Here is a 17,080-nt window from a genome sequence, read left to right as displayed (position 1 = left end):
TTTAATATGAAGCTTCCTGTAACATTCCAAGATTTAATTGATGAAGCCAATCAATTAGATTTATACAAAAAATTAATTTTTCAATTAAATAAAGATTTTTTGTACGCAAATATCGATCTTGATTTTGATGAAGATATTCTGCCTGAAAGGTTAAAATTATTACTACACGAAATCGTTTATAAGCTTATTCAAGAAAAATTTGCCGAGTATTTAAATCTTCTTTATATTATTGATGTTCCAGAGGAAACTATTAAAAGTTTAGATGGTAGCGATACTTTAATACTTGCAGAGCAAGTTTCCTTTTTAATATTAAAAAGAGAATGGCAAAAGGTTTGGTTTAAAAATAAATATTCTAAGTAATTTTTATAGAAGTAGTATATTATTTTAGTGTTCTAAAATATTCTAAAACAGCTCTAGCATCTTCTTCACTAAGTCCTTGGTTAGCCATTGGCGAACCATTAAATTCTATTAGTAATTCTTTAGCTAAAGGATCTTCTTTTACCATTTGTTCAGGATTTAAAATCATATTCATAACCCATTCCGGAGATCTACGTTTTAAAATTCCTGTTGGAGCTGGACCAACAAATTTTCTATCTGTTCTATGGCAAGCAGTACACATTTTCTTGTACACATCTGTTCCATGAGCTACCATTTCTTGGTTTACAGCAGCACTTAAGTCTACAGATTTAATGGGGCCAACACCTTTGTTTTCTAAATCTACTTTTTTAGATGCAGATTTTTTTTCAGTTTTAGGAGTTGTAGTTTTTTCTGTTACTGCTTTTTTTTGATAAGAGAATTTTTCTTTCTTTTTTTCTTCTTTACCTCCACAACCTACTAGTAGCGTTATAAATAATATGGTAGTTAATTTTAATATTGCTTTCATTGTTTATCTATTTGTTAAACAAAAATAGATTGATAAACAGACATAAAAAATGATAAAAGTCATTAGTTAAGATTGTTCTATCTTAACCTTAAATAGTTGTGTGCTTAAATACTTATAGACTTGTTAAAAATAAACCCTAATAAACGGTGCCCAAGCATTAGCGTAAACACTTTTGTTATCATCATAAAGTAAATCGTAACGTATACCTATTGTAATGTTGTTAGTTCTATATCCAGCTCCAACAAAAAAAGCAGGTATCCAATAATTATCGTCTATAAAAATGGGATTGTCAAAATTTCTGCTTACATGGTTTTGTTCAAATTCAGCAGATAATTGAATTTCGTTAATAGGGTTATACAAACTAATTATACTCGCACCTAATATAGTAGATTTAGCAATATCTTTTTGACTATAATATGTGCCACTTAATGCTAGACCTAAAGAGAATTGAGAATTAAAATCGTAGATAGCACTAGGTGCTAAAGTGGCACTAAAAACTTTACTTCCTGTACTTAAACCTAAGCCACCTCCAAAACGCACGTTTTCCCAAAAATCACTTTTTTGGTTGTTGTCTTGTGCAGAAATAGTAGAAAAGGTGAAGAGTAGTAGCAAGAATACTGCAACAGTTTTTATTAAAGAAAGCGTTTTTAAAGTCATAAAAAAAAGATTAGTTTGTTAAGAAAGACATAAATATAAGAAAAGCATAGCTATTTTTAGAGAAAGTTGTATTTTTGATAAAATTTGTTGAAGCGAACACGTCTTATACTTAATAATGGATAAATATTCCTTTTTAAACGCAGCACATACAGCATACTTTGCTGATTTATACGAACAATACCAAGTAAACCCGGACTCTGTTGAGCCAAGTTGGAGAGCCTTTTTTCAAGGCTACGACTTTGGTAGTGAGAGTTATGGCATGGATGGAGACATTGTAGAAGGAGTTTCTACACAAATTCCAGAACATGTTCAAAAAGAATTTCAGGTAGTCAAATTAATAGATGGCTACAGAAATAGAGGGCATTTGTTTACAAAAACGAATCCTGTACGTGCACGTAGAAAATATGCACCAACTTTAGAGATCGAAAATTTTGGTTTATCACAATCTGATTTGTCAACTGTTTTTAGTGCAGGTGAGATTTTGGGCATTGGAGCACAGTCGCTTCAAGAAATTATAAATCATCTTGAAAGCATTTATTGCGATTCTATAGGTGTAGAATACATGTATATTAGAAAACCTGAAGAAATCCAATGGATACAAAAGAGGTTGAATATTAATGATAATCAACCCGCATTTTCTTCAAATCAAAAAAAGCATATACTTAAAAAACTTAACGAAGCAGTGTCTTTTGAGAGTTTTTTACATACTAAATATGTTGGACAAAAGCGTTTTTCTCTTGAAGGAGGAGAGGCTTTAATTCCAGCTTTAGATGCCGTAATTGAAAAAGCAGCAGAATTAGGTGTAGAAGAGTTTATAATGGGAATGGCACATAGAGGTCGTTTAAGTACACTTACAAACATCTTTGGGAAATCGGCAAAAGATATCTTTAGCGAATTCGACGGTAAAGATTACGAAGAAAAAGTGTTTGATGGTGATGTGAAATATCATTTAGGTTGGACAAGTAAGAGAAAATCAGATTCTGGTAAAGAAATAAGATTGAGTATTGCGCCAAATCCATCTCACTTAGAAACTGTAGGAGCTGTTGTAGAAGGTATTGTAAGAGCAAAACAAGACGAGTTTTACAAAGACGAGTTTAGTAAAGTTTTACCAATAGTAGTCCATGGCGATGCAGCAATAGCTGGTCAAGGTTTGGTTTACGAACTTGTTCAAATGGCACAATTAGACGGTTATAAAACCAATGGTACCATACATATAGTAGTAAATAACCAAGTAGGTTTTACTACAAATTACTTAGATGCTAGATCGAGTACATATTGTACAGATGTTGGTAAAGTAACATTATCACCTGTATTGCATGTTAATGCAGATGATGCAGAAGCAGTAGTACACGCTACATTATTTGCTTTAGATTTTAGAATGAATTTTAAGCGTGATGTATTTATAGATATGTTAGGTTATAGAAAATATGGTCATAACGAAGGTGATGAACCACGTTTTACACAACCAAAATTATACAAGGCAATTTCTAAGCATGCGAATCCTAGAAATATTTATGCTGAAAAATTAATTGCACAAGGTGTTATAGGAAAAGATCATGTTAAGCAATTAGAAAAAGCATATAAAGATACTCTTGAAGAGAAACTAGACGCTTCAAGAAAAGAAGACAAAACAGTAATCACACCATTTATGGAGTCTACGTGGAAAGATTTTACACGTGTTGATGAAGTAGAGATGATGAAAGATATAGACACCAAAGTCTCTAAAAAGAACTTAGAAGATATAACTAAGGTTATATCAAACTTACCAAAAGATAAAAAGTTTATCCGTAAAATAGAAAGACTAATAGAGTCTCGTCAAACGATGTTCGACGATAATCAATTAGACTGGGCAATGGCAGAACATTTAGCTTACGGATCACTTTTAACTGAAGGTTATAATGTTAGAATTTCTGGTCAAGATGTAGAGCGTGGTACTTTCTCTCACAGACATGCAGTTGTTAAGGTAGAAGATAGTGAAGAAGAAATTATCTTACATAATAACATAAGCGATACACAAGGTCAATTCCATATTTATAATTCATTATTATCAGAATACGGTGTTGTAGGTTTCGATTATGGTTATGCTATGGCAAGCCCTAAAACATTAACTATTTGGGAAGCACAATTTGGAGATTTTAGTAACGGTGCCCAAATAATGTTAGACCAGTATATTTCTGCAGGAGAAGATAAATGGAAAACACAAAACGGATTAGTAATGCTATTGCCTCATGGTTATGAAAACCAAGGAGCAGAACATTCATCGGCTAGAATGGAGCGTTATTTACAATTATGTGCAAAAGACAATATGTTTGTTGCAGATTGTACAACTCCAGAAAATATGTTTCATTTGTTAAGAAGACAAATGAAAGCAAACTTTAGAAAACCTCTAATAGTGTTTACTCCTAAAAGTTTATTACGTCACCCAAAAGCAGTATCGACTGTAGAGTCTTTTGCAAACGGAAGTTTTCAAACTGTAATTGATGATGTAGAAGCAAAGGTTGATAAGGTTAAAACATTAATTTTTGTAACAGGAAAGTTCTATTACGATTTAGATGAAACACGTGAAACTTTAAAACGTGATGATATTGCTATTGTAAGAGTAGAGCAATTATTCCCATTACCAGCAGAGAAAATGCGCGATGCATTAAAGAAATATAATAAAGCAGAAGATATTGTTTGGGCTCAAGAAGAACCTAGAAATATGGGAGCTTACGCACACATGTTAATGCATTTTGATGAAGCTAAAACATTTAGAGTAGCATCAAGACGTGCTTATGGAGCACCATCTGCAGGAAGTTCTGTAAGATCTAAAAAGCGTCATCAAGAAGTAATTGATTACGTATTTGATAAAACAAAAAATAATCAACGTTAAACCATTTAAATATAATATTATGAAAAGAATTTTATTAATTATAGTTGCAGTATTAAGTTTTTCTTTGGGCTATGCTCAAACTGAAAAAGCAAATTATAAAACAGTAATTTCAGATTTTCAAACTAATTATAACAATGGAGATTTCGAGAGTGTTTACAATATGTTTAATGCAAATTTTCAAAAAACATTGACATTAGAAAAAACGAAAACATTTTTTAAAACAAATATTAATGCTGAAGCTTTAGGTAATATTAAAGCAGTCGAATTAAAAGAAATAATAAGAACAGGGCATAACTATAAAGTAACTTTCCAAAATGGAGTAGGAGAAGCCTTTTTTCTTTTAGATAACAATAATAAAATTAGTGGATTACAAATGTATTCTTCAAAATAATACAACAGTAAACAAGACATTATAACAAAATTACATTACGATGATTTTAGAAATGAAAGTACCTTCGCCAGGCGAATCTATTACAGAAGTTGAAATAGCAGAATGGTTAGTTCAAGATGGTGATTATGTAGAAAAAGATCAAGCTATCGCAGAAGTAGATAGTGATAAAGCGACTTTAGAGCTACCTGCAGAAGCTAGCGGAACAATAACGCTAAAAGCTGAAGAAGGTGATGCTGTAGCTGTTGGAGCAATTGTTTGTTTAATAGATACAAGTGCTGCAAAACCAGAAGAGTCTTCTGATGCACCTAAAGTAGAAACTAAAGCAGAAGCACCAAAAGCAGCAGTAGAAACTCCAAAAGCTACAGAAGCTAAAACATATGCTACAGGTACAGCAAGTCCTGCAGCAAAAAAGATTTTAGCTGAAAAAGGTATGGATGCAAGTACTATTTCTGGTTCTGGAAAAGATGGTCGTGTAACTAAAGATGATGCTGTAAATGCAGTGCCTTCTATGGGAACACCAACAGGTGGAAACCGTAGTTCTTCAAATTCTAAAATGTCTATGTTACGTCGTAAAGTAGCAGAACGTTTAGTAGAAGCTAAAAACACAACAGCAATGTTAACTACTTTTAATGAAGTAGATATGTCTCCAATTTTCGCACTTAGAAAAGAATATAAGGAAACGTTTAAAGCAAAACATGGTGTTGGTTTAGGATTTATGTCTTTCTTCTCTTTAGCAGTTGTACGTGCATTACAAATGTATCCTGCTGTTAATTCTATGATTGATGGTAAGGAAATGAAAACTTTCGATTTTGTTGATATTAGTATCGCAGTTTCTGGACCAAAAGGTTTAATGGTTCCTGTAATTAGAAATGCAGAAAGCTTAACTTTTAGAGGTGTAGAATCTGAAGTAAAACGTTTAGCACTTAGAGCAAGGGATGGACAAATTACTGTAGATGAGATGACAGGAGGAACATTTACCATTACTAATGGAGGTGTTTTTGGTAGTATGCTATCTACACCAATTATTAACCCACCACAAAGTGGTATTTTAGGAATGCATAACATTATTGAAAGACCAATTGCACTAAACGGTGAAGTTGTAATTCATCCTATGATGTATGTTGCTTTATCTTACGACCATAGAATTATCGATGGTAAAGAAAGCGTCGGTTTCTTAGTTGCTGTTAAAGAAGCTCTAGAAAATCCAGTAGAGTTATTAATGAATAATGACATTAAGAAAGCTTTAGAGCTTTAATATATAAAATAGCTTACAAACAGAAAAAGCTCCTCTATTAGAGGAGCTTTTTCTGTTTAAGAGGTGGATGTTAATGTACGAATACAGTAATAATGTTAAAGCAAATTAGAATTATTGCAATAGTAATAATTCCAAAAATTAGTTTGTTGTTTTTTGTTTCATCTAATTCTTCCATAGGTTGAGGTTGTTTTTGGATTAATTAAAAACTCTGTACCTCTTACAGTACAGAGTTCTTTTTTTAATTAATTTCTTCCCTTAAAAATCAATTAATAGCTTTATAAAGATAGCTTGTATTAACGTTAAAAAAATACGTAGAACTACGTATTTTTTTTAAGCTTTTAAAAAGAAGTTAAACACTCGTACTGTTATGTTTTATTGGTTGTTTGGGTATTTTGTGTTTGTTTTTTGTTTTAATTTTAATGTTTTTAATTAGACTTGAAAACGCGAGTTTTTAGTTTATTAGAAGTTTTTTTTCTTAAAATTAATAGTAGTCGATAGATCTATGTATAAGTACGTTTTTTTAGTTTTACTATTTATTAGGTTTTACTTCGAAGTGTAAAAACACAATATTGAATTGATTTAGATTTACTTGTATGGAGGATGAGCAACGGAACTATTATAAGTATACTGTTAATGCTTAATTACTAAAAAAAGAAAAGCTCTACATTAGATTATAATGTAGAGCTTAAATTACCCTTAAAGTAATTGATTAATAGCATTATAAAGATAATGTGAATATTTGGTTTAAAAAATACGTAGAACTACGTATTTTTCTGAGATTTAGCTAAACAGGTAAAACATTGTTAGCACCTATTTATATAGTAGTTAACGTTATGTTTTATGGTTTATAGAAGTTTTATTATATTTTATTGTTCAATTTAAAAACGCGAATTTTATTAATTCTCGACTTGCTTTAAAAAAAGAATGGATTGAAGTATTGTAGAATATTGATTAGTTTTAATTGAGAAAAAAACCAACTTAAAAAAAGAGAAGCTCTACATTAGTTATAATGTAGAGCTTTGGTTTCTCTTATAGTCATTGATTAATAGCATTATAAATATACTTCGAATAAACGGTAAAAAAAATACGTAGAACTACGTATTTTTTCTGATTCAAAATTTAGCCAATAATCCTTCGTAAGCTTTGCTATTATTGTTTAGTTGAGTTTTTTGTGTAGAAACGGTGATTTTTTAAAATCATTTTATTTTTGACTTAAAACGCTAAAAATCTAATTTTAAGAAATAAAACTAGAATAAATCTTTATTCAAATTAGCCCAAAGCATAAGTGCATTATGAGACTTTTGAAGTTTTAATTTCTTTACAATATTACTTCTGTGTTTTTCTATTGTTCTTATTGAACTTTGCAACGAATCGGAGATCTCTTGATTAGATTTGTTTTTCGATAATAACTTAACAATTTTCAATTCTGTTTTGGTTAGTAAATCTTTAATGTGTGCATTAGAATATTTTATTTTAGAGTTTAAATAAGAAGCTATTTCCTCACTAAAATACTTTTCGTTTTTTTCAACATGACCAATACATATTTCAATTTCTTCAATAGCAAATTCTTTTAATATATAACCATATACATTAAAAGCTCTCGCTTTATCGAAAAGGGCTTCTTCATTATCGAAAGTAATTAAAATCACTTTGGTGTTTAGCTCGTATTTTTGGCATTGTTCGGCAACATCTAAGCCTGTTAAATATGGCATTCTTATATCTAAAACAGCAATGTCTGGCTTGTGTTTAATAATGAGATTGTATGCAGCTTGTCCATCTTCGGCTTTTCCTAAAATGTTGTATCCTTTAGAGGATAAAAAATCACTTAAACCGCGAAGCATTAATGGATGGTCGTCTGCAATAACAATGGAGGTACTCATATTCTAAGGGAGTTTTTATGTGAAAGTAGTAGCTAAATAAATGTAATAAAATTATTGCACTATAACGATTTTAAGTAAAGGTATTTCTTGTTATAATCTATAATTGCTTTTCCTTTTTTTAATACATCTGCTCCAATAATACCATTTACTGGTTTTGCGTTATGCATGGTTAACGCTGTATTTACATGTGTTAAATCGAAAAGAACTAAAGTAAGGTTTGAGCTTTTCCAACTACCAATTTTTATATTGTTTTTAGATGCTGTTTGAGTTAGCATATCTGATGCTCCAGCTCCAGCTGCTTTTATATTTGAAGCTTTGGCTTTTAAGTTAAAAAAATCGACATCTTCAAATCCAATACAGCTGTTAGAAGCTCCTGTGTCTAATATAAAAAAACCTTTTACGCCGTTAATAGTAGCTCTTACCTCAAAATGATTAGTTTTTGTGAGCCTTAATTTTATCTTTTTATACTCTTTTTTAAGCAGAAATTCCCAGAGTGCGTTTTCCATTTTTACGTTTAAATAACCACAGTAAAAGTAGCATAATTAGAAAAGATAGTCCAATAATTGACCATAAATTATTACTTTCATTAACTTTATCAAAACTTCCATAAAGTGTAAAAGCGCTCCAATAATATGGTGATTTTTTTAAATTTTTTATATCTTCATTATTAAGGTAATCTAATTTAGATTGTTGGTTCGCATAACTTATAGATTTACTGTTGTCCAATTGTTTGTAAAAGGAAGTCATTATTTGCGAGGTAGATAAGTCGCTAATTTGCCACAGCGAATACAATACTCTTTTTGCTCCAGCATATTGAAAACCTCTTGCAATGCTTAAAACACCTTCTCCACTTTTTATTTCGCCAACACCTGTTTCGCAAGCGCTTAAAACTACCAATTCCGGATTTAGGTTTAAACCATAGAGCTCGTTAGTAGATATTGGTTGGTCTATAAAAGCTATTTGTGCAGGCTCAAAAAAGTCACCACTTGTTCCATGTGTAGATAAATGTAGAATCGAGTAATTGTTGGCTTGTTTTAGAAAATTACTTTTAGTGGCTTGAGCATCCATTAATAAGGTGGTCTCTATTTCTTTTTTAATATTTTTTGCTTCGTCTATAGAGTAAGTTAATTCTTGAGAACTCTCTTTAAAAACAGGAAATACGCCTAAAACATTATATTTTACTTTAGTAGAATTGCCTTTTATATAGAATGAAACACTAGAGTTAAAAACAGCATTATGAGATTTTACTAAAAATGGCATGTTTTTGAAAGTTTTACTTTCTGTTTTTGTAGTTAAAAGCGCATCAAAAGGAATGAAGTTTAAAAAACCATCAGGAATAATGATGAGGTTTTTTTTTTCTTTTACTTCATTTAGTTTTAATAAGTTGTAAAGTGAATGTGCATCTTCGGTATATTTAGAGATGTTATTGTTTATAGTAGAAGGACTATCAAAATACTTAATAAAGGTTTTAATAGCTTTAGTGTTTGCATCATTTAAAAGAATCTTATTAAAAGCAGTTATTTTATCTGAAACAATAATCTGATATATGGCTTCTTTACCATAAAAGTAATTTACTAATGTAGATTGATCTTCTATTAGTTTAATATTAAGTTTTGATACGTTTAATGAAGTTTTTGTATTAGTCGCGTACTTTTTGCTAATGGTATCTTTTAGGTTTTTAAGTTCAATATTTATAGAAGATAGTTGAGCTCTAAGTTCTAGTTTTTGGTTTTCAGTAAAATTAGTAAAAGGCGCTCTTGTTAGTTTAATAATGAGTTGTTCTTGATTGTTTAAAAGCTTTTGCTGTGTTATTAAAAGAGAATCATTTGGATGCTCTTTTAATAAATTTTTTTTACTAATGGTTTCTTTTAAAACGGAAGCTTTATAGCGCTCGGAAAGTTGTAATGCTTCAAAGGTGTATTCTGTATCGTCACTGTTATTTTGAAGATAATATAATATGTTCAAGCTTTGTTCGCTTCGTTTGCGTTTTTCATTTAATACTATAAGTTTTCCTTCTTGTGTAGTAATATTTTCAGTGAGTAAGTCGCTAACATAAAAACTTAAATTGTAATATTCAATTGCTTTTTTAGGATCAGTTTCTATTTCTGCAAATAAATCGAAAATTCCAATAAAGGCATTCTCCGGATATAAGTCTGATTCTGCAGGAAGAGTATTAGAATTGTAATTAGGAATCAATAATTTTAAAGCAGAATTTAAAATCTTTTTAGTGTCTTTGGGCTGCTTAAGTAGTAAGTAAAGTTGAGCTTCTTCAATGTAAATTTTAGACAAACTATTTACTGAAGATAGTTGATTAGTTTTGAGCGGTTTTAAGTTTTTGAATATTTTTAAAGCTAAAACATAATCTTTTTTCTGAATAGCCATTTCGTAGGCCAATTCTAGTGTTTCTATAGATTGTGTTTTATAGTTGATAACAATACCTCTGTTATCTGTAAATTTCACTTTTTTGTTTAGCCTTGTTTCACTTCTCGATTTTATAAGCTTTAATTTGCCTTTTTGCTCTGTACTGGCTTGTTTTATATTTAGGCTATAATTAGCAATATCAATTGCGAGTTGGTGTCTTCCAATGGTTTGGTATAAACGCGATAAGTTTATTGCTCCTGCAACACGTTGTGTGTTGTTTTTGTTCTTTTCGGCTATTGCAATGTAGGTTTTTATTGTATTTTCGGTAGCGGTGTGGTCGCCAATTTCATTATAAAGCACAGCTAGCGGAATTAAACAATAATCGACAATATTGTATTTGTAAACAGATGCAACTTTATCATTATAAATTTTATAGGCTTTTTCGTAACCTTTAATAGCTTCTATATTTTTATTATTAGTTTTTAAGTAATGTGCTTTGTTAACTAATAGATTTACAAACGCGAAGTAATCGTCTGTGGTAGACAATTGTGTTTCAAATGTTGAAATCGTATTATTTAGCGTCGTTAATGCTTCAGCAGATTTTAGGTTATTAAAAGCATCTGTAGCTTCATAGATTTTATCTTCTAAGGTTTGCGAAAACACACTTCCGAAGCATAGAAAACAGAGAACGAGTACGTGGTTTTTCATAATTAATTATAGTAATAAGCGCATGAGTGAGTTGCCAAAAAAACGCCTAGCGTTAGAATTTCCAGATGGCGTAAAATTGCATGTAGTTGTAGTTTTCTTTAAAATTAAGTACATAGCGTGCGCCAACGCTAGGACCAATTCTTGCAAATCCAGCAGTGGCTTCTACTAGAAAACCAGTTCTAAAATTAGCAAAAGAATTACTTGCACTGGTTGATGTTTTGCTAATTTGAGAATATTGCCCAATATCTCCTCCGTTTAAGTTTTCGGCTTGTTCTATTGTTATTTCTTCTGTGCTTTTTTCGCTTATAGAAATCATGCCTTGTAAACCTGCGCCTAAGCCAATATAATTATTAATGTTGTATCTAGCTAAAACGGGTAATTCCCAATCGACATTGTTAAAACTGTTGGTTGTTGTTGTACGTTGTGTGCCAATAAAAGTAGGTGAATCAATCGTTTCTATTGTAACTGTTTTATTATCGTTGTATTTATGAAAACTATTTAATAATTCTACTTGCCAATACCATTTGTATGATTTGTAAGGTGAAATGGTAGCACCAACAAAGTAGCTTTTAGAATCTTCAAGGTCGCTAAAGGAATTGTATCCAGCTTTTGCACCAATTGAGATGCCAGGTAAAAAACGAGTTGTAGAGTAATTGGTGATTATAGGTTTGTTTTTATCGAAAATAATAGCTGTTCTTGATTTTGTTTTTTGCTTATGAAAATCTTTGCTAAACTTTAAACTGTATTTTACAAAACCTTGTGTAGAATCGTAATCCTTCACGTTTTTTTGTTCACTTCCAGGAAGGTAAATGTTTTTGAAAGTAAAAATGGCTTGTTTGTTTGTATAAGTAGTGTCTAAACAACTATAGTTAACTTCACTTTTAGGGCAGATTTTAACTTTAGGATACATGTCTTCCACGCGAATGGTAGCTTTATCGAACATGTCTGGAACATCTGTTTCTAAACGAATAGTACTTGCAGGACCTTCGCCATTGTTTTGGAATCTAATTTTAAATTTTGGTCTTTTAAAACGGACTAATCTATAGTTTAAAAAGGTGGAATTAGACGACATTTTGTTAGGATCGTGAGAGGTTACAATCTCCATTTCCATATCTTTTACCTTGTGTGTTTTGTAATTGTTGTCTGGAATATAAATACTTCTCACCGAAATAATAGCACTTGTGTCGTTAAGCATTTCTGGAGTTGTTTTAAAAGTGTAGAAAATATTACGTTCTTCGTTTGGTTTCATATTTTCAAAAGCAATGGTACTTGATTTTTTATAGGTTGCTTTCGTTTCCATAAGTGTAAGCTCAAGATCTTCTTTTTCGGTAGAATCTTGAAAACGCGCGCGAAGTAAGTTTATTTCGTTTTTAGACGAGGCGTAAAAGCTGCGCTCATCGTTAACTTCATGAGAGAAAACAAGATCTTCACTTTTAATTTGTCTTTCGTTGTTATAAAGTCTTGTATCTGCTAATTCAAAATTATCGGCTTTATATTTTTGTTCATTAAAATACAGGTGAAGCGTCCCGCTAGTAGCATAATCTTTATAGTTTTTATAACTCATTACCACAACCATTTCTTCACTAGGCATTGGTTCTCTATTGCGAATTAATGAAAGATCGTCTGCCATAGAAGAATCAGCTTCTGCAGAATCATTAGCATCATCTATTTTAATTTTTTTAGGCCTTGATGTTGGTGGTTTTCCGTTGTCGTAAACATTGGTTGCCCAGTATTTTACTTCGTATTCACCTTCTTTTTTATATTGTTTTGTGGGTGCTTCTTCATTACTATAGTCACCATCTCCAAGTTCCCAAAAGTGTTTGTAGAATGCTGTTGGAGCTCCTGCTATTTGAGTTAGTGGAGGTGTTTCGGGCGTAAATGTAACTTCACTACCATTCTTTTTATATGTAATATTAGCAACTCTTCTGGTTGTGTCTACTATTTGGCTCTCTTGACTAGTTGCATTTTTAGAGAAAAAAATAATAATGAAAAGGATTAATAGGTTTTTCATAATAGCGCTGGTTGGTTTAGATTTTAAAGATACAAAAACTGTAATTTCAAAGTTAACTGAAAACCTGTTAATTTCTTAAGTGTATTCTATTACTTGCTGTTTTGAGTTAATTAACTGTAGAGTTTGTGTTATATAAAAAGACCAGAAAAATTTAATTTCTGGTCTTTTTTTTAATGTTATAAATGTTTTAATCTAAAATAGATAAAGCATCAAGAATTTCTTGTGTTGATTTTACTTCAAAGTTTAGAGTTAACTCTTCTTCGTCAGAAATAGTTACATCTTCCATAGCTAAGTATTGCTGATTGTTTTCTACGGTAATGGCTACATAGGTTACAGCTAAACCTTCTGGAAGCATATCTATATAACTCTGTATTCCATTAGCGTAAGTTGTTGAGAACTTAACAACGGCTGGTAAATTGTTTTCTTCAAAGATTAAAAATATTGCTGTTTCAGAGGCATTAGGACTATTTGATAAATTAATATAGTTAGTTGTTTGTGCTCCAGGATAATTGTAAAATTTATCGCAATTAGACCATCCGGTATTAAAAATGTCGTAGATATAAGATGCAGGAGCTGTTACATATTGCATTCCACTACTCGTTACACCAACATCACTTGTAGGATCCCATACAATACCTTCGGCATCTGAAGTTGTTCCTTCAAAGGGAAGCATTTCGTAATCTAAACCACCAGCAGAAGGTACAGATATTTGATAGTTAATACCATTTGCAAGTTGCAAAGTGTTTCCGTTTTGAGAAATTTTAACTTCTGTTTCACCTTCAGATAAAAGAAAAGTGTTTTGGTTCGAAAAACTTAAAGCGTTTGTTGGTTTGTTAGATAAAATCATTTCACTTGGCTTAAAAATTTCTTTTATAGCTACATCCACGATTCCGGTTACTGGATTATTACTTCCATCTACAAATGCATTAGCCGGGAAAGTAATAATAGTGCCGTCTTCACCAATTATATTTCCACCTGTAACGGCATCTAATGTAAAATCTTGGTCTTGTACTCCATTAGTTTCAAAAAAGCCCTGAATATTATTGTATTCTAAAACCTCTGGTATGTCAATTGTTTCTCCGTTATCATCTGGATCACAACTTGTAAATAAGGTTAGGGATGTAATAAATAAACTAGCAAATACTGTTTTTAAATTTCTCATAATTTCTAACGTTTTAATTGTTTATACCTCTTTGCATAAATTGAGTAACAATTTTGCTACCCAGTTTTTAAATGTTTTTTATATTTTTTTACTTTCTATTATTCTGTAAGACACTATCTCTCCTTTTGCTACTAAATGCATCATCTTTTTAGCAGAAAACTCATTAGAGCTATATCCTTTAGCATAACCGTATTCGCTCTTTACTTCCCAGAAATAAACTCTATTAGTTTTAGAATGCATTTCGCTTTTTAACACATAATAGTTGGTGATTTTTTGTTCAAGTACTATAGAACCTTGTCCTAGCATGTTTGATATTCTTTTAGCATCGAATAAAGTAGAGGTTGTTCCTGCAAATTCACCAGTTGTTGTTTTAACAGTCCAATCGAAAATTTGAACTATTTCATCTTTTGTAATATCTACACTTGTTGCAGTGTTTGGGTTTGTTTTTAAAGTTGTAGCATTTAAATTTAAAAAGCTTAATACTACTGTCGCGATAATTAAAATTGAATTTTTCATAATTTCTAAATGTTTATGGTTTAATGTTTTGTTTTAAAGTTGTTAGCGTTTTGCCTTTTACAACCTTATATCAAAACCATTTAAAAATTGTTACCTCTTTTTTCTAAAGTTTTTTTAAATTCGTAGGAAACTAACCGAAAAACAAGGGCTTATGAGTGGGAAGAAAATTCATGAAGATCAAAAGTATATAGAAGGATTATTAAATAATAAATCATTTATTATACAAACTATCTACGATAAGTTCGTGCCTAAAGTGGTTAATTATATAAAGCAGAATAGTGGAGATGCAGATAAAGCGCAAGACATTATACAAGAAACTATTGTTACTATATATAATCAAGCAAAAGAAAAAGGCTTACAGCTTACGTGTCCTTTTGATGCTTATTTCTTTTTGCTTTGTAAACGTAAGTGGTTAAATGCACTCAAAAAAAATAACAATAAAGAGGTAACAATTAACGAAGAAGTTTTATCTATAGATGACGACGCACAAGAACTAGCGTTTGAAACCTCTCTGTTTGGAGAAAAACAAGCTTTATTCAACGAGATGTTTCAAAAAATGGGTACAGCGTGTAAAGATTTAATAAAAGCAACTTTTAAAATAAAGTCTATGGAAGATGTTGCTAAAAGTTTAGGCCTAACTTATGCTTATGCTCGAAAAAAGAAATCGTTATGCATTGGGCAATTAACAAAGTTGGTTCAAGAGTCGCCAAAATTTAATCAACTTAATTTTTAATTGATATGGAAGATCAGGACTACATTTTATTCGATAGTTATATAAATAATGAATTATCTGCAGAAGAAAGACTAGCTTTTGAAAACAGACGCGATAATGACGAAGCATTTGCACAAAGTTTTAGAGTGTTTTTAGATGCTACTATTTATTTACAAAATTCTATTGGAAATGAAGCTGAAACAAATGCCTTTAAAAAGAATTTAGAAAGTATATCTACTAATCATTTTAATAAAGCCGAAGCAGTAACAGTCAAAACAGAACCTTCAAAAGTGTTTAGATTCGCAAAACTGGCAATGGCAGCAAGTGTGGTTATCTTTTTAGGTGTTTTTGCTTTTAATCAGTTTTCTAATCCAGTATATTCAGATTATAACGCGCACGAACCAATGACAATTGTTAGAGGTAGCGTAAAGGATTTAATAGCTGCTACAAAAGCATTTAATAATAAGGAATACGATAAAGCAAATGTGTTATTAAAAAATGTACTTGAAAAAGATCCTGAAAACAGTGAGTTACAATTATACTATGCAATTACAAATATCGAATTAGATAATTTTAAAGTAGCAGACGCTCAATTAAATAAAATTATTACAGGAGAATCTGCTTATAAAGACAGAGCATTATGGTATTCCGCTTTAAGTAGGTTAAAACAAAAAAATATTGATGCCACTATTGTTCTCTTAAAGCAGATTCCTGATGGAGCAGACGATTATAAAGAGGCTCAGAAGTTATTAGATAAATTAGAGTAAACGTTAAATTAGAATTGTTTGTTCGGGTTAAATTCTTTTATCAGAACTTTATATAAAATAGAATCATAAAAAGTCATCATTAAACCGATGACTTTTTTATTTTTACCACATGATTATTACAGATACACATACACATTTATATAGTGAAGCTTTCGATGAAGATAGAGCAGAAGTAATGCAACGTACTCTTGAAGCAAATGTTTCAAGATTATTTATTCCAGCAATAGATTCTACTTACACGGCTTCAATGCTTCAGTTAGAAAAAGACTATCCTGAAAATATTTTTTTAATGATGGGTTTACATCCAACACACGTAAAAGATAATTATAAAGAAGAACTTGCTCACGTAGTAGAAATGTTAGATAAACATAAATTTTATGCCGTTGGCGAAATTGGTATTGATTTATATTGGGATAAAAGCACTCTAGCAACACAACAAGATGCTTTTAGACAACAAATAAAATTAGCAAAACAGCATAAATTACCAATAGTAATACATTGCCGCGAAGCATTCGATGAGATTTTCGAAATATTAGAAGAAGAAAAGAGTGACGAACTTTTTGGAATTTTTCATTGTTTTTCAGGAACTTTAGAACAAGCACATCAAGCCATTTATTATAATATGAAATTGGGTATTGGTGGTGTAGCAACATTTAAGAACGGTAAAATAGATCAGTTTTTAAACGAAATAGATTTAAAACATATTGTTTTAGAAACCGATTCTCCTTATTTAGCACCAAAGCCTTTCCGCGGAAAGCGAAATGAAAGTAGTTATATATTAAAGGTAGTGGAAAAGCTATCTGAGATCTATAATATTTCCGAAGAAAAAATTGCCGATATTACAACAGAGAATTCTAAAGCCGTCTTTGGTGTATAACCAAAAGTAAAACGTTGTTAGTTAAAAG

The 17,080-nt window shown here is 30.8% G+C and carries 15 protein-coding genes; 7 read left to right on the top strand and 8 right to left on the bottom strand.

Annotation, left to right across the window (positions count from 1 at the left end; translation table 11 throughout):
• The first annotated feature begins 6 nt into the window (after window positions 1–6).
• Window positions 7–360, top strand: coding sequence for a hypothetical protein (locus ASC41_RS07320; RefSeq protein ID WP_055435984.1), 354 nt, complete (start codon window positions 7–9; stop codon window positions 358–360).
• Window positions 361–379: 19 nt separating this feature from the next.
• Here ASC41_RS07320 and ASC41_RS07315 read toward each other — a convergent pair whose 3' ends face one another.
• Window positions 380–883: a c-type cytochrome gene (locus ASC41_RS07315; RefSeq protein ID WP_055435983.1), complete on the bottom strand. Its 504-nt coding sequence runs from the start codon at window positions 881–883 to the stop codon at window positions 380–382.
• Window positions 884–1,006: 123 nt separating this feature from the next.
• Window positions 1,007–1,540, bottom strand: a complete 534-nt coding sequence (locus ASC41_RS07310; protein WP_055435982.1) for a hypothetical protein — start codon at window positions 1,538–1,540, stop codon at window positions 1,007–1,009.
• Between the two features lie 115 nt (window positions 1,541–1,655).
• Here ASC41_RS07310 and ASC41_RS07305 point away from each other — a divergent pair, with 115 nt between their 5' ends.
• The 3 genes from ASC41_RS07305 to odhB are packed head-to-tail and all read left to right on the top strand — an operon-like array spanning window position 1,656 to window position 6,058.
• Entirely contained in the window at window positions 1,656–4,412 is a 2,757-nt protein-coding gene (locus ASC41_RS07305; RefSeq protein ID WP_055435981.1) for a 2-oxoglutarate dehydrogenase E1 component, read from the top strand.
• Between the two features lie 19 nt (window positions 4,413–4,431).
• Window positions 4,432–4,803, top strand: a complete 372-nt coding sequence (locus ASC41_RS07300) for a DUF3887 domain-containing protein (protein WP_152971435.1) — start codon at window positions 4,432–4,434, stop codon at window positions 4,801–4,803.
• A gap of 40 nt (window positions 4,804–4,843) precedes the next feature.
• Window positions 4,844–6,058: a 2-oxoglutarate dehydrogenase complex dihydrolipoyllysine-residue succinyltransferase gene (gene odhB, locus ASC41_RS07295; RefSeq protein WP_055435979.1), complete on the top strand. Its 1,215-nt coding sequence runs from the start codon at window positions 4,844–4,846 to the stop codon at window positions 6,056–6,058.
• Between the two features lie 1,247 nt (window positions 6,059–7,305).
• Here odhB and ASC41_RS07290 read toward each other — a convergent pair.
• The 6 genes from ASC41_RS07290 to ASC41_RS07265 form a co-directional block, all read right to left on the bottom strand.
• The gene (locus ASC41_RS07290; protein ID WP_055435978.1) at window positions 7,306–7,938 is read right to left on the bottom strand and encodes a response regulator; all 633 of its coding nucleotides are present in this window, start codon (window positions 7,936–7,938) and stop codon (window positions 7,306–7,308) included.
• A 59-nt stretch (window positions 7,939–7,997) separates the two neighbouring features.
• The gene (locus ASC41_RS07285; RefSeq protein WP_055435977.1) at window positions 7,998–8,444 is read right to left on the bottom strand and encodes a retropepsin-like aspartic protease; all 447 of its coding nucleotides are present in this window, start codon (window positions 8,442–8,444) and stop codon (window positions 7,998–8,000) included.
• Window positions 8,413–11,007: a CHAT domain-containing protein gene (locus ASC41_RS07280; RefSeq protein WP_083477160.1), complete on the bottom strand. Its 2,595-nt coding sequence runs from the start codon at window positions 11,005–11,007 to the stop codon at window positions 8,413–8,415. Before ASC41_RS07280 ends, ASC41_RS07285 begins: the two co-directional genes overlap by 32 nt.
• A 52-nt stretch (window positions 11,008–11,059) precedes the next feature.
• Window positions 11,060–13,018, bottom strand: coding sequence for a DUF7849 domain-containing protein (locus ASC41_RS07275; protein WP_055435975.1), 1,959 nt, complete (start codon window positions 13,016–13,018; stop codon window positions 11,060–11,062).
• 187 nt (window positions 13,019–13,205) lie between these two features.
• Window positions 13,206–14,180 (bottom strand): hypothetical protein, encoded by a 975-nt coding sequence (locus ASC41_RS07270; RefSeq protein ID WP_055435974.1) that lies wholly within the window; start codon window positions 14,178–14,180, stop codon window positions 13,206–13,208.
• A 78-nt stretch (window positions 14,181–14,258) separates the two neighbouring features.
• Window positions 14,259–14,696, bottom strand: coding sequence for a hypothetical protein (locus ASC41_RS07265; RefSeq protein ID WP_055435973.1), 438 nt, complete (start codon window positions 14,694–14,696; stop codon window positions 14,259–14,261).
• Between the two features lie 151 nt (window positions 14,697–14,847).
• On the opposite strand from ASC41_RS07265, the gene ASC41_RS07260 reads away from it, so the two are divergent.
• The 3 genes from ASC41_RS07260 (at window position 14,848) to ASC41_RS07250 (ending at window position 17,052) form a co-directional block, all read left to right on the top strand.
• Window positions 14,848–15,429 carry an RNA polymerase sigma factor gene (locus ASC41_RS07260; RefSeq protein ID WP_055435972.1) on the top strand — a complete coding sequence of 194 codons (582 nt, stop codon included), beginning with the start codon at window positions 14,848–14,850 and terminating at the stop codon, window positions 15,427–15,429.
• A 5-nt stretch (window positions 15,430–15,434) separates the two neighbouring features.
• Window positions 15,435–16,175 carry a tetratricopeptide repeat protein gene (locus ASC41_RS07255; protein WP_055435971.1) on the top strand — a complete coding sequence of 247 codons (741 nt, stop codon included), beginning with the start codon at window positions 15,435–15,437 and terminating at the stop codon, window positions 16,173–16,175.
• A gap of 109 nt (window positions 16,176–16,284) precedes the next feature.
• On the top strand, window positions 16,285–17,052 hold the full coding sequence (locus ASC41_RS07250; RefSeq protein ID WP_055435970.1) for a TatD family hydrolase: 768 nt from the start codon (window positions 16,285–16,287) through the stop codon (window positions 17,050–17,052).
• Window positions 17,053–17,080: the final 28 nt, after the last annotated feature.

Origin of the sequence: Lacinutrix algicola, assembly GCF_001418085.1 — a bacterium.
Classification (GTDB): Bacteria; Bacteroidota; Bacteroidia; order Flavobacteriales; family Flavobacteriaceae; genus Lacinutrix; species Lacinutrix algicola.
This window is presented reverse-complemented; position numbering and strand designations above follow the sequence as displayed.

What these genes read in the sequence shown, in the direction of transcription:
- ASC41_RS07320 (WP_055435984.1), top strand. Translation starts at nt 7, where the DNA reads ATGAAGCTTCCTGTAACATTCCAAGATTTAATTGATGAAGCCAATCAA.
- ASC41_RS07315 (WP_055435983.1), bottom strand. Translation starts at nt 883, where the DNA reads ATGAAAGCAATATTAAAATTAACTACCATATTATTTATAACGCTACTA.
- ASC41_RS07310 (WP_055435982.1), bottom strand. Translation starts at nt 1,540, where the DNA reads ATGACTTTAAAAACGCTTTCTTTAATAAAAACTGTTGCAGTATTCTTG.
- ASC41_RS07305 (WP_055435981.1), top strand. Translation starts at nt 1,656, where the DNA reads ATGGATAAATATTCCTTTTTAAACGCAGCACATACAGCATACTTTGCT.
- ASC41_RS07300 (WP_152971435.1), top strand. Translation starts at nt 4,432, where the DNA reads ATGAAAAGAATTTTATTAATTATAGTTGCAGTATTAAGTTTTTCTTTG.
- odhB (WP_055435979.1), top strand. Translation starts at nt 4,844, where the DNA reads ATGATTTTAGAAATGAAAGTACCTTCGCCAGGCGAATCTATTACAGAA.
- ASC41_RS07290 (WP_055435978.1), bottom strand. Translation starts at nt 7,938, where the DNA reads ATGAGTACCTCCATTGTTATTGCAGACGACCATCCATTAATGCTTCGC.
- ASC41_RS07285 (WP_055435977.1), bottom strand. Translation starts at nt 8,444, where the DNA reads ATGGAAAACGCACTCTGGGAATTTCTGCTTAAAAAAGAGTATAAAAAG.
- ASC41_RS07280 (WP_083477160.1), bottom strand. Translation starts at nt 11,007, where the DNA reads ATGAAAAACCACGTACTCGTTCTCTGTTTTCTATGCTTCGGAAGTGTG.
- ASC41_RS07275 (WP_055435975.1), bottom strand. Translation starts at nt 13,018, where the DNA reads ATGAAAAACCTATTAATCCTTTTCATTATTATTTTTTTCTCTAAAAAT.
- ASC41_RS07270 (WP_055435974.1), bottom strand. Translation starts at nt 14,180, where the DNA reads ATGAGAAATTTAAAAACAGTATTTGCTAGTTTATTTATTACATCCCTA.
- ASC41_RS07265 (WP_055435973.1), bottom strand. Translation starts at nt 14,696, where the DNA reads ATGAAAAATTCAATTTTAATTATCGCGACAGTAGTATTAAGCTTTTTA.
- ASC41_RS07260 (WP_055435972.1), top strand. Translation starts at nt 14,848, where the DNA reads ATGAGTGGGAAGAAAATTCATGAAGATCAAAAGTATATAGAAGGATTA.
- ASC41_RS07255 (WP_055435971.1), top strand. Translation starts at nt 15,435, where the DNA reads ATGGAAGATCAGGACTACATTTTATTCGATAGTTATATAAATAATGAA.
- ASC41_RS07250 (WP_055435970.1), top strand. Translation starts at nt 16,285, where the DNA reads ATGATTATTACAGATACACATACACATTTATATAGTGAAGCTTTCGAT.